Origin of the sequence: Pseudomonas sp. C 49-2 (assembly GCF_003970195.1) — a bacterium.
GTDB classification, from domain to species: Bacteria; Pseudomonadota; Gammaproteobacteria; order Pseudomonadales; family Pseudomonadaceae; genus Aquipseudomonas; species Aquipseudomonas canadensis.
Genome location: NZ_RXYG01000012.1, coordinates 118788 through 130497 on the forward strand (window position 1 = coordinate 118788; position 11710 = coordinate 130497).

At 60.9% G+C, this 11710-nt stretch carries 13 protein-coding genes; 9 read left to right on the forward strand and 4 right to left on the reverse strand.

Features of this window, described 5'->3' with window-relative positions; translation table 11 throughout:
* Both EJ576_RS22835 and EJ576_RS22840 read left to right on the forward strand, forming a co-directional pair.
* The gene (locus tag EJ576_RS22835) at positions 1-819 is read left to right on the forward strand and encodes a sugar phosphate isomerase/epimerase (protein WP_126571184.1); all 819 of its coding nucleotides are present in this window, start codon (positions 1-3) and stop codon (positions 817-819) included.
* Between the two features lie 50 nt (positions 820-869).
* Entirely contained in the window at positions 870-1832 is a 963-nt protein-coding gene (locus tag EJ576_RS22840; RefSeq protein ID WP_126571185.1) for a Dyp-type peroxidase, read from the forward strand.
* On the opposite strand, the gene EJ576_RS22845 is transcribed toward EJ576_RS22840, so the two are convergent.
* Positions 1829-2701, reverse strand: a complete 873-nt coding sequence (locus EJ576_RS22845; protein WP_126571186.1) for an undecaprenyl-diphosphate phosphatase — start codon at positions 2699-2701, stop codon at positions 1829-1831. The genes EJ576_RS22840 and EJ576_RS22845 overlap by 4 nt on opposite strands.
* Before the next feature lie 179 nt (positions 2702-2880).
* Between EJ576_RS22845 and EJ576_RS22850 the strand changes: the two genes are divergently transcribed.
* Entirely contained in the window at positions 2881-3387 is a 507-nt protein-coding gene (locus EJ576_RS22850; protein WP_126571187.1) for a GNAT family N-acetyltransferase, read from the forward strand.
* On the opposite strand, the gene EJ576_RS22855 is transcribed toward EJ576_RS22850, so the two are convergent.
* Positions 3365-4309 (reverse strand): GlxA family transcriptional regulator, encoded by a 945-nt coding sequence (locus EJ576_RS22855; protein ID WP_028619747.1) that lies wholly within the window; start codon positions 4307-4309, stop codon positions 3365-3367. The genes EJ576_RS22850 and EJ576_RS22855 overlap by 23 nt on opposite strands.
* Before the next feature lie 159 nt (positions 4310-4468).
* Between EJ576_RS22855 and EJ576_RS22860 the strand changes: the two genes are divergently transcribed.
* The 3 genes from EJ576_RS22860 to EJ576_RS22870 all read left to right on the forward strand — a co-directional run bounded on the left by EJ576_RS22860 (position 4469) and on the right by EJ576_RS22870 (position 6976).
* Entirely contained in the window at positions 4469-5098 is a 630-nt protein-coding gene (locus EJ576_RS22860; RefSeq protein WP_126571188.1) for a TetR/AcrR family transcriptional regulator, read from the forward strand.
* The gene (locus tag EJ576_RS22865; protein WP_016980125.1) at positions 5095-5772 is read left to right on the forward strand and encodes a type 1 glutamine amidotransferase domain-containing protein; all 678 of its coding nucleotides are present in this window, start codon (positions 5095-5097) and stop codon (positions 5770-5772) included. The genes EJ576_RS22860 and EJ576_RS22865 overlap by 4 nt, the downstream gene beginning before the upstream one ends.
* 79 nt (positions 5773-5851) lie before the next feature.
* Positions 5852-6976 (forward strand): alkene reductase, encoded by a 1125-nt coding sequence (locus tag EJ576_RS22870; RefSeq protein ID WP_028619750.1) that lies wholly within the window; start codon positions 5852-5854, stop codon positions 6974-6976.
* Here EJ576_RS22870 and EJ576_RS22875 read toward each other — a convergent pair whose 3' ends face one another.
* Positions 6977-7963, reverse strand: a complete 987-nt coding sequence (locus tag EJ576_RS22875) for an NAD(P)H-quinone oxidoreductase (protein ID WP_126571189.1) — start codon at positions 7961-7963, stop codon at positions 6977-6979.
* Between the two features lie 187 nt (positions 7964-8150).
* On the opposite strand from EJ576_RS22875, the gene EJ576_RS22880 reads away from it, so the two are divergent.
* Together EJ576_RS22880 and EJ576_RS22885 are read left to right on the forward strand one after the other, a co-directional pair.
* Complete coding sequence (locus tag EJ576_RS22880; RefSeq protein WP_126571190.1) at positions 8151-9026, forward strand: LysR family transcriptional regulator; 876 nt, start codon at positions 8151-8153, stop codon at positions 9024-9026.
* Between the two features lie 77 nt (positions 9027-9103).
* The gene (locus EJ576_RS22885) at positions 9104-9490 is read left to right on the forward strand and encodes a DoxX family protein (protein WP_028619753.1); all 387 of its coding nucleotides are present in this window, start codon (positions 9104-9106) and stop codon (positions 9488-9490) included.
* Positions 9491-9544: 54 nt separating this feature from the next.
* Here EJ576_RS22885 and EJ576_RS22890 read toward each other — a convergent pair whose 3' ends face one another.
* Positions 9545-10363 carry an alpha/beta fold hydrolase gene (locus EJ576_RS22890; RefSeq protein ID WP_122724535.1) on the reverse strand — a complete coding sequence of 273 codons (819 nt, stop codon included), beginning with the start codon at positions 10361-10363 and terminating at the stop codon, positions 9545-9547.
* Between the two features lie 147 nt (positions 10364-10510).
* Between EJ576_RS22890 and EJ576_RS22895 the strand changes: the two genes are divergently transcribed.
* Positions 10511-11578 (forward strand): NAD(P)-dependent alcohol dehydrogenase, encoded by a 1068-nt coding sequence (locus tag EJ576_RS22895; RefSeq protein ID WP_126571191.1) that lies wholly within the window; start codon positions 10511-10513, stop codon positions 11576-11578.
* Positions 11579-11710: the final 132 nt, after the last annotated feature.

Below are 11710 nucleotides of genomic sequence, written 5' to 3' on the forward strand. Positions count from 1 at the left end.
ATGCGTCAATTCCTGGTGTTCCAATCCCTGTGGGCCATGCAAACCGAGCCCGGTTCGCTCGATGCCCAACTCGACCGCATCAAGGCCGCCGGTTTTGACGGCATTACCGATCATTACTGGCAGCCTGCCGACGTCGCGCGTTTGCACGCGGCGGCTAGCTCAAGAGGCTTGCAGATCGAGGGCCAATTGTTCCCGCAATCGGTGGATGACCTGGCCGCGGCGCTGGATGTGATCAGCCGCTATGGCTGCCACCACCTCACCCTGCAAGCCGACGTACGCCCGCGCACTCAATCCGAGGCGGCCCGATTGGTCGAAGGCTGGCAACGCCTGGCCGAGCAGGTGGACTTTCCGGTGTTGCTGGAAACCCACCGTTATCGCCTCACCAACGACCTGTTGTTCACCCTCGACCTGCTGGCGCAAATGCCGGATTTGAAGCTGCTGGCCGACCTGTTCCACTACGTGGTCGGGCGTGAACTGCCCGAGCCCGGCGCGCCTGAAGACGACGACCATATCCGCACGATTTTGCGCCACAGCTGGGGGTTCCACGGCCGTGTCGCCAGCAGCGAACAGGTGCAGGTCTCCCTGGACTTCCCCCAACACCAAGCCTGGGTACAGCGTTTTACCCAGTGGTGGCGCTACGGGATCGAAGACTGGCTGGCCCGGCCCGACATGTCACAGAGCCTGTCCTTTACCTGCGAACTGGGGCCGCCGCCCTATGCGATTACCGGTGCGGACGGCCGCGAAATCAGCGATCGCTGGGCCGAAGCGCTGAAGATGCAGGCGCTGATTCGCGACGTGTGGGAGAGCTGTCAGGCATGATCTGCTAATCTGCGCGGGTTGAATTTCGCCCTTTAGCCTGGACTTTCTCCATGACACCATCCTCCGTTCAGCCGCCCCTTGAGCCGCAGTCCGTCTGCCATCCCATCACCAGCAGCGCGATTTTCATGGTTGCGACCGTTGCCCCCGGCAGTGAAGACACGGTGCGTGGCTGGTGCGCGGACATCGCCGGGTTGGTGCGTTCGGTGGGCAAGCGCGTGCCGGCGGGCAATCTGACCTGCGTCTGCGGGTTTGGCTCGGACGCGTGGGACCGGCTGTTCGGCGCACCGCGCCCGGCGTCACTGCATCCGTTTCGTGAATTCGGCGTAGAAGGGCGCAAAGCCGTGTCTACACCGGGGGATATCCTGCTGCATATCCGCGCCGAACAGATGGACTTGTGTTTCGAATTGGCCACCCACGTGATGGCGGCCCTGGGCGACAGCGTCAAGGTGGTGGATGAGGTCCAGGGTTTCCGCTATTTCGACATGCGCAGCATCATCGGCTTTGTCGACGGCACCGAGAACCCGGTGGGGCGCAAGGCCGAAGGGTTCACCATTGTCGGTGATGAGGACAGCGAATTTCGCGGCGGCAGTTACGTGCTGGTGCAGAAGTACCTGCACAACATGACAGCCTGGAACGGCTTGACGGTGGAGGCCCAGGAGAAGGTGATCGGGCGGACCAAGCTGTCGGATATTGAATTGGACGAAGAGACCAAACCAAGCAATTCCCACAGTGCGCTGACAGTCATCACCGACAAGAACGGCGATGAAGTAAAGATCCTGCGCGACAACATGCCTTTCGGCCGCCCCGGTGCCGGTGAGTTCGGCACCTACTTTATCGGCTATGCGCGTTCGCCGGAGCCTCTGGAATTGATGCTGGAAAACATGTTCGTCGGCCGTCCGGTCGGCAACTATGACCGCCTGCTGGATTTCAGCACGGCGGTCACCGGCGGCCTGTTTTTCGTGCCTTCGGCCGATCTGCTGGAAGAGCTGGCCGAGCGTGAGCCACAGGCTTAAGCCAGCAACCCGGTACTGACCGCCACAATCAGGAAGATCCCCAGCAACGCGCGATAGATCACGAACGGCCAGGTGGAGAACCGTTCCAGGAACTTCATCAGGCCCCAGATCGCAAAAAACGCCGAGATGCTCGCGACCACCAGGCCGAACAGCAAATGCGGCCAGGCATGGGCGGGCATGTCGGCGTGCAGCAGCACCCACAGTTCCTTCAAGCCGGCGAGGGCGATGGCGGGCAAGCCGAGCAGGAAGGAGAACCGCGCGGCTTCCTCACGCTTGAAGTTGAGGAACAGCGCGGCGGTCAACGTAGAACCGGAACGCGAAACCCCTGGAATCAGCGCACCAATCTGCGCAATGCCCACGATCAACGCATCCCGCAGGCGCATCTCGCTCACCTCGCGGGTGTGCCGCGCGCGCACTTCGGCCACCGCCAGCAGCACGGCCATGACCACGCAGGAAATACCGATCACCATCAACCCGCGCAACGGCGAGTTGCAGGCGTTCAGGGTCGAAGACAGCGCCAGGCCAGCGATGCCGATGGGGATGGTCGCCAGCACAATCGCCACCGCCAGCTTGAACCAGCGATCGTTGTAGTCACCTCTGCGCACGGCGTCGATGCTGCCGGTGGTCACCTGGCGCACATCTCGCCAGAAGTAACTGACCACTGCCGCCAGCGCCGCCAACTGCATCGCCGCGGAGAATGCTGAACCGGGGTCCTGCCAGCCGAGTAGGGCGGGTACTACGCGCATATGGGCGGTGGACGACACCGGCAGCAGCTCGGTAATGCCCTGGATCACGCCCAGGATGAAGATTTGCAGGTAGTCCAGGGAGGCAAAACCCACGTCCAGGCCAGCGGTACAGGCGTTTGTCAAAATACGTGTCCTTGAAAGAGAGCGGCAATTTCGCGAAGTTTATTCGAAATGTTTCAGGGTTTTGGCAGAGGCAACACCTATTTGCAATCGGTTCAGCAAGTAGAAAGGTTGACCGCTCTCTTGGCCTGCCCACCGGTTTTGTGAACAATGGCGCCCTGTGTTTTTTCACCGAGAGTCTCATGCCCGAAGTCACCGTCGAATTGATCCAGACCGGCCCGGAGCACGCCGAGCTGATCCGCAATCTTTACCAGTACTACGCCTATGAATCCTCTGACTGGGAACAGGAAGATGTCGAGGCCGATGGGCGTTTCTACATCCATGACGAACACCTGGTCCGCTACTGGCAGGACACGCAATGGAGCGCCAACCTGCTGTTGGTGGATGGCTATATCGCTGGCTTCCTGTTGATCGAAGGCAGCGAGCTACCGGGCATTGACGCCTTGGAGTTGGCCGACTTGTTCGTCCTCAAACGCTACCGCCGCAAAGGCATTGGCCGCGCCATTGCCAGCCAGGTGCTGTGCAGTGGCGAAGCCGATTGGCTGGTGCGCTTCTATGACCAGGACGAAGTGTCCCAAGCGTTCTGGCGCACGGTGCTGGATAACCTGCCGCGTCCGGTGCAAACGATTGAGCTGGAGGATGAGCCGCAGCTGGTGAGTTACCTGATTACGCGGGCGGCACTGCATTAAACGCCTGCTGCATCACCTGCGGCGGCTGCCCGAACGCCCTTAAAAATGCCTGGCGCATGCGCTCGCGATCACCAAACCCGGTTTCGCGGGCGACCACCTCGACCGGGTGGCGACTGGTTTCCATCATCGCCCGTGCCGCTTCTACCCGCAGCGACTCGATGGCCTTGGCCGGTGTTTGTCCGGTCTCTTCCCGGAATACCCGACTGAACTGGCGCGGGCTGAGGCGGGCGACATCGGCCAGGGCGTCTACCGACAAGTCGTGGGTCAGGTTCTCACGGGCATAGGCCAGGGCCAGTTGCACGCGGTCCGACTTGGGGTCCAGCTCCAGCAGCGCCGACAACTGCGACTGTTCACTGCCCCGGCGTTGGGCGATCACCAGTTTGCGCGCAATGCGCCGGGCCAGATCACTGCCCAGGTCGTTTTCCACCATCGCCAATGCCAGGTCCACCCCGGCACTCATGCCGGCACCGGTCCACACCTGGCCGTCCACCACGAACAGCTTGTCTTCTTCCAAATGAATGTCCGGATAGCGCTTGCGAAAGGCTGGCGCGTGAATCCAGTGGGTGGTGGTGCGCTTACCTGCCAGCAAGCCCGCTTCGGCCAGCACGAAGATGCCCATGCACAACGAGGCGACGCGTCGCGACTGGGCGGAGGCGGCCTTGACCAGTTCCAGCAGGTTGGCCTCCGGCAGGCGGAACTCCAGGTAGCCGCTGACGATCAGCGTGTCGTAGCCCTCCGGCCGGATCGGCATGGTGTTCACCGAAAAGCCCTGGGACGTCATCACCGCGCCGCCGCTCTCCGACACCAGGTGAAACTCATAGGCCGGTTCGCCGCGCAGCAGGTTCGCGCACTCGAACACCGAGCCCAGACTGAGGCTCAGGGACTGGAAGTTCGGGTAAACCATCAGCGCAACGCTGTGCATCGCATGTCTCCGGGTGGGGGGAGCAGGGATTGTCGGCGGCTGCCGGGAAAACGGCAACCGACTTTGGCGGATGTCCGAAATCCTTGCGGATCTGACATTGTGCGAGCCTGGCCAGGGACCTAACATTCCCTCAACGAACTAGACGACTGGTCTAATCCGATGAGCAACGAAACTAAAACGGTACGCCTGAGCATTCTTGATACGGCGCAATTGATTGTTGGCCGCAAAGGATTTTCTGCGGTGGGCCTGAACGAAATACTGCAAGCCGCCGACGTACCCAAAGGTTCGTTTTATCACTACTTCACCTCCAAAGATGCGTTCGGCGTTGTATTGCTCGACCACTACTTCGACAACTATGTGCACGGCATGCAGCAACTGTTCGACCTGCCGGGTTTAACCCAGCACGCCAAGTTGATGGCTTATTGGCAATGCTGGATCGACAACCAGACCGGCTGCACCGACGCGGGCAAATGCCTTGCCGTCAAACTCGGTGCGGAGGTGTCAGACCTTTCAGAGCCGATGCGCCTGGCCCTGCAACGTGGCACTGCACGCACCATCGGGTTGCTGGCCGAGGCCTTGCAGCAGGGCGTCGAAGACGGCTCGGTAGCGATTACGCAACACCCGGACAGCCTGGCGCGGCGCCTGTATGCGTTGTGGTTGGGGACCAGCGTCATGAGCAAGATCACCCGTACTACGGCGCCTTTTGATGAGGCGTTGGGGTTGACCCGACAGTTGTTGGGTCAGCCGCAAGAAACTGACATTCACACCTATCGAGGCACTGGAAAATGAAAGTATTAATGGTACTGACCTCTCACGACCAGCTTGGCGATACCGGCCGCAAGACCGGCTTCTGGCTCGAAGAGTTTGCCGCACCCTATTACGCGTTCAAGGACGCCGGCGCCGAGATCGTACTGGCTTCACCGGCCGGCGGCCAGCCGCCGCTGGACCCGGTGAGTGACCAACCGGACTTCCAGACCGAACAGACTCAGCGCTTTGCCGCCGATCCTGCCGCCCAGCAAGCCCTGGCGACCACGGTGAAACTGGACTCGGTCAACGCCGACGATTTCGACACTGTGTTCTACCCAGGCGGCCACGGCCCGCTGTGGGACCTGGCCGAATCGCCGGTGTCGATCGCGCTGATCGAGTCCTTCGAGCGTGCTGGTAAGCCCATCGGCTTTGTCTGCCACGCACCGGGCGCGCTACGTCACGTCAAGGCGGTGAATGGTGAACCGTTGGTCAAGGGGCGTCGCGTCACCGGGTTCTCCAACTCGGAAGAGGCGGCGGTGGAACTGACCGATGTGGTGCCGTTTCTGGTGGAAGATGAATTCAAGAAGCTGGGCGGCCTGTATGAGAAAGGCGCTGACTGGCAGTCCTTTGTCATTACCGATGGCTTGTTGGTGACTGGGCAAAATCCTGGCAGTTCCAGTGATGTCGCTAAAGCCCTGCTGAAACTGACCGCTTAATTAAATAAACCGCTGAGTTCATTGGCGACTTTTATAAGTCGCCAATGCTTTAGCACGTCCAGAATTTGGAAATGATTAGATGACTGACAATGTTTTAAGTACCCCGATAAAGCTGGGGCACCATACGCTGAACAACCGTATCGTCTTGCCGCCATTGACGCGCCAGCGCAGCGCCCAACCGGGTGATATCGCGACCGACTTGATGGCCGAGTATTACCGCCAGCGGGCCAGTGCCGGTTTCATGGTCAGCGAAGGCACGCAGATAGAGCCACGGGGCCAGGGCTACGCCTGGACACCGGGCATCTACACCCCGGCGCAGATCGACGGTTGGCGCAAGGTCACCGACGCGGTGCATGCCGAGGGCGGGGTGATCTTTGCCCAGTTGTGGCATGTCGGTCGGGTGTCGCATAACGCCTTGCAGCCAGAAGGGGCGGCGCCAATCGCACCGTCTGCCCTCCAGGCCCTGCAAGCCAAAGCCTTTATCGAAACGGCGCCGGGCGAGGGTGAGTTGAAACAGCCGCCCGTGCCACGTGCATTGACCACGCAGGAGGTCAAGGAACTGGTCGGGCACTATGCCCAGGCTGCACGCAATGCGCTGGATGCCGGGTTTGACGGGGTGGAGATCCATTCGGCCAATGGCTACCTGGTGAACCAGTTCATCTCGGCCCATGCCAATCAACGTGACGATGAATACGGTGGTTCTTTGGAAAATCGCCTGCGTTTTCTGCGTGAGATTGTTGAGGCGGTGAGCGCCGTGGTCGGGCCGGAACGCCTGGGCGTGCGCTTCTCGCCGTTGTTCAGTGGCACCGATCAGGACCGCGTGTACATCGGCCTGGTGGAAGACGACCCGCACCATACCTACATCGAAGCCATCAAGGTGCTGGAAGCGTCGGGCATCGCCTACGTCTCCATTGCCGAAGCCGACTGGGACAACGCCCCCGACCTGCCTGAAACCTTCCGCCGTGCAGTGCGCGAGACGTTCAGCGGACGGATCATCTACGCCGGCCGCTACACCGCTGAACGCGGTGCGCGATGGATAGAGGCGGGGCTGGCGGATTTGATCGCGTTCGGGCGGCCGTTCATTGCCAATCCGGATCTACCGCAGCGGCTGTTCAATGGGTGGCCGTTGAATCCGCTGCGGGTAGAGGGCATGTACGGCGGTGGTGCAGAGGGCTACATCGATTACCCGGTTTACGCCGGATAATCAGGCAACCCGTAACACTATCTTGCCAATATGATCCCCACCTTCCATCCGCGCATGCGCCTGATCGGCCTGGGTGTAATCGAACACCTGGTCGATCATCGGCAGGCAGCGCCCGGCTGACAGCACTGGCCATACATGCTCGCGCAGTTGGTCGGCGATTGCGGCTTTTTCGTCCTTGGTCCGTGCGCGCAGCAGTGAACCGGTGACGATTGCGCGTTTGCCTAGGATGGTCAGCAAGTCCACCTCATTGGCCTTGGCACCGCCGAGGAACCCCAGCATTACCAGACGGCCGTCCATCGCCAGCGCCTTGAGGTTGTTGTTGAGGTAGGAGGCTCCCATGATGTCGAGGATCACATTTACGCCTTGATCACCGATCACCTGGGCGAAATCCTGTTCGCGATAGTTGATTGCTTCTGCGCCCAGGGCACGAATGGCCGCACATTTTTCTTCGCTGCCGGCAGTGGCAAACGCCTGGATGCCGAACTCGCGGCATAGCATCAGCGCGGTGGTGCCGATACCACTGGTGCCGCCGTGGATCAGCACCCGCTGGCCGTTGTGGGCGCCGCCGATGCCGAACAGGTTGGCCCACACGGTAAAGAAGGTTTCCGGGATGGCCGCCGCTTGAATCCAGTCCATGCCTTCGGGAACCGGCAACGCCTGGCTGGCAGGCACTGCGCAGTATTGGGCGTAACCACCGCCATTGGTGAGGGCGCAAACCTTGTCACCGACGGCGTACTCGGTCACGCCATCGCCCAGCGCTACCACTTCACCTGCCACTTCCAGGCCGGGGATTGGGCTCATGCCGGGTTTCATCGGGTACTTGCCGGCGCGTTGCAAGGCGTCTGGGCGGTTGACGCCGGCGGCGTGCACGCGGATCAGGATTTCACCGGCTACCGGCGAGGGCAATGGCACCTGGCGCGGCTTGAGCACCTCGGGGCCGCCAGGGGTGGTGATTTCAATCAGGGTCATGTCGGTAGGCAGGGGCATTTTGCGGGTCCTGTTGCGGTGAGCGTATGAAGTGGGACCACGCTGCGCGACGGTTGATTCAAATGAAACCGTGCAGCAGGGTCATCTTGGATATTTTCCATGGTCGACAGGATAGCAAGGTCGCATGATGCAATAATGCTGCGATTCAGCAACACGTCAATGCATATATGCAGCAGTGGAGAACACAATGAACTGGGACGATGCACGGGTGTTCCTGGCGGTGTGCCGGGAGTCCACGTTGCGCGGCGCCGCACGGTTGTTGGGCGTGGATCAGGCCACCGTAGGCCGGCGGGTCAACGCCCTGGAAAAGTCCTTGGGCGCCACCTTGTTCCTGCGCACGTCCGAGGGCTACGCGCTGACGGCCGTGGGCGAGGCTGCATTGCTGTCGGTGGAGAAAATGGAGCGTTCAGCCCTCGACCTTGAGCGCCAGGTTCAAGGCCTGGATGATCGTTTAACGGGCACCGTGCGCGTCAGCACCACCGATTCCCTGGCCATCGACTTCCTGATTCCGTCCATCGCTCGCCTGCACGACAAACACCCCGACGTGCGCGTGCAACTGGACGCTTCCACCCAAATGCTCAGCCTGGCCAAGCGTGAGGCCGACATCGCTGTGCGCAACCAGCGTCCGGATAACCCCGACCTGATCGCCCGTCGCATCGCCCGTTGGCCGTTGGGCCTGTTTGCCTCCCAGGACTACATTGACCGCCACGGCGTGCCCGAACCGGGCAGCCTGTTCGAGGGGCATGACCTGGTGGTCTACCAGCCGCATCTACAAAGCAAGAAAGAGCTGACCCTGGTTTCCGAGCCTCTGGGCCGAGGGCGTATTGTTGCTGCCTTGAGTTCCAGTTTGCTGGTGCGCCGCTCGATCGCTGCCGGCATCGGCATAGGCGAAATCCCGGTGTGCACGGGTGAGCGTGACGGGCTGGTGCGCCTGTGGCCCGAGCGCTCCCGGCCACTGCCGTACGACGTGTGGCTGGTGACCCACGCCGACCTGCGCCACACCGCACGGGTGCGGGTGGTGATCGATGAAATCGTCGCGGCGTTTGCCGGCGTCGGGGAGTGAGGTCAGCACAGACTTGCAAGCGTGAGGGCGCCTCCGCCGACACAATCGACGTTTATGTCGACCTACCGAGAGTACGCATGAACGAATCAAAATGTCAGGACTTGGGGCTGCTGTTTCTGCGGGTCAGCGGAGCGCTGTTCCTGTTGTGGGTACATGGTTTGCCCAAGCTGCTGAGTTACAACGAGCAATTGAAGCTGATCGAAGATCCGTTTCATCTGGGCGCTTCGGCCACGCTAATGTTGGCGATATTTGCTGAAGTGCTGTGCCCGCTGCTGATCATTGCCGGCGTGCTGGTGCGTCTGGCGTGCCTGCCGATCCTGTGTGTGCTGCTGATTGCCTTGCTGGTGGTGCACCCGGAGTGGACGCTGTTCGAGGCGCAGTTCGGTTGGCTGCTGTTGATCATTTTCACCACGGTGCTGATCAGCGGGCCAGGGCGACTGGTACTGCCTCAGCGTTTCTCTTGAGCAAAAAAAGGCCGGGCAAGCCCGGCCAAATAAGGAGAGGAGGGTTTAGGTGTTTCAGCGGTTCAGGAACGCCAGCAGGTCTTCATTCAACTGCTGCGCATGGGTCACGGCAAACCCGTGGGGGGCGTCCTTGTAGACTTTCAACTCGGCACCCTTGATCGAGGCAGCGGCCACTTTGCCGGTTGTCTCGAACGGTACTATCTGATCGCCATCGCCGTGGATCACCAGGGTCGGCACGTCGATCTTGGCCATGTCCGGGCGGAAGTCGGTTTCGGAGAATACGGTGACGCAGTCGACGGTCGATTTGAGGGACGCGAGCAACGCTACCTGCAAGGTTTGGGTCAGCACACCTTCTGAGACAACCTGGCCTTTGTTGGTGCCATAGAACGGTGCGTTGAAATCACTGATGAATTGCGCACGGTCCTTCAGCAGCCCGGCCTTGATGCCGGCGAACACTTCAGCCGGCACGCCTTGCGGGTAGTCCGGTTTCTGACCAAACAGCGGCGTCACCGCGCCCAGCAACACCAGGCCGGCCACGCGCGCGCTGCCATGGCGTGCGATGTAGCGCGCCACGTCGCCGCCACCCATGGAGAAGCCCACCAGGGTCACGTCCTTGAGGTCCAGGTGCTCGATCAACTGGGCGATATCGTCGGCGAAGGTGTCGTAGTCGTTGCCGGTCCACGGCTGGTCCGACCGGCCAAAACCACGGCGGTCGAATGCGATGGTGCGAAAGCCGCGGCTGCTCAGGTATTCCATCTGGTATTCCCACATATCGGCATCCAGCGGCCAGCCATGGCTGAACAACACGGGCTTACCGCTGCCCCAGTCCTTGAAGTAGATCTGGGTACCGTCTTTGGCAACGAATGTGCTCATGGAAAACTCCTTGGAGGGTGGGAAGAGAATGCTAGTTCACTATTGCGCTAAACCGGACGAAGGGCTTGTACGCCTGTGCTCGGTTGAACGGTTGAGCGTCTATGCTGGTCGATTGACTTCCAACGTCAGATCACACAGGTGAACGAAATGGCCAAGACTTACAGCTACGCCGCCCAGAACGCCAAAGACTCTCTCAAGCCCTACACCTTCGAGCGACGTGCGCCGGGGGAGGATGATGTGCAGATCGACATTCTCTATTGCGGCGTCTGCCACTCCGACTTGCACACCGTGCGCAACGAATGGAACAACACCCTTTATCCTTCCGTGCCCGGTCATGAAATTGTCGGTCGCGTGACTGCAGTGGGGGGCAACGTCAAGACGTTCAAGGTCGGTGACCTGGCCGGCGTCGGCTGCATGGTCGACAGTTGCCAGCACTGCGCGTCCTGCGCCGAAGGCGAGGAGCAATATTGCGAGAACGGCTTTACCGGCACCTACAACGGCCCGGTATTCGGCGGTGAGAACACCTTCGGCGGCTACTCCGACAGCATCGTGGTCAAGGAGAAGTTCGTGCTGCGCATTTCCCACGACGCGTCCAACCTGGCCGCCGTAGCGCCGTTGCTGTGCGCGGGCATTACCACCTATTCGCCGTTGCATCACTGGAAGGTGGGGCCCGGCAAGAAGGTCGGCGTGGTGGGCCTGGGCGGCCTGGGCCACATGGCGGTGAAGATCGCCCATGCCATGGGCGCCCATGTGACGTTGTTCACCACCTCACCCAACAAGCGTGAAGACGGTTTGCGCCTGGGCGCCGATCAAGTGGTGGTATCAAAGAATGCTGACGAGATGGCCAAAGTCGCCAACAGCCTGGACTTCATCCTCAACACCGTTGCTGCGCCGCACAACCTCGATGCGTTCCTCAACCTGCTCAAGCGAGACGGCACCATGACCCTGGTCGGCGCGCCCGACAGCCCGCACCCGTCGCCGACGGTGTTCAACCTTATCTTCAAGCGCCGCAGCCTGGCCGGCTCGCTGATTGGCGGCATCCAGGAAACCCAGGACATGCTGGATTTCTGTGCCAAGCACGGGATTGTCTCGGACATCGAAATGATCGATATCCAAGGCATCAATGAGGCCTATGAGCGGATGCTCAAGGGCGATGTGAAGTATCGGTTTGTGATCGATATGGACAGCCTGAAAAAAGAAAGCCACGCCGCCTGACCCCCTTGTGCAGGAGCCGGTAAGCCGGTTCCTATGGGGTTTTGATGTTCAGACTGAGAGGTGCTCGTAAAAAATCGTTGCACTTACCACCGTGCCCATCAGCGTTGATCATCGGATAGGCATTGGCGTCTG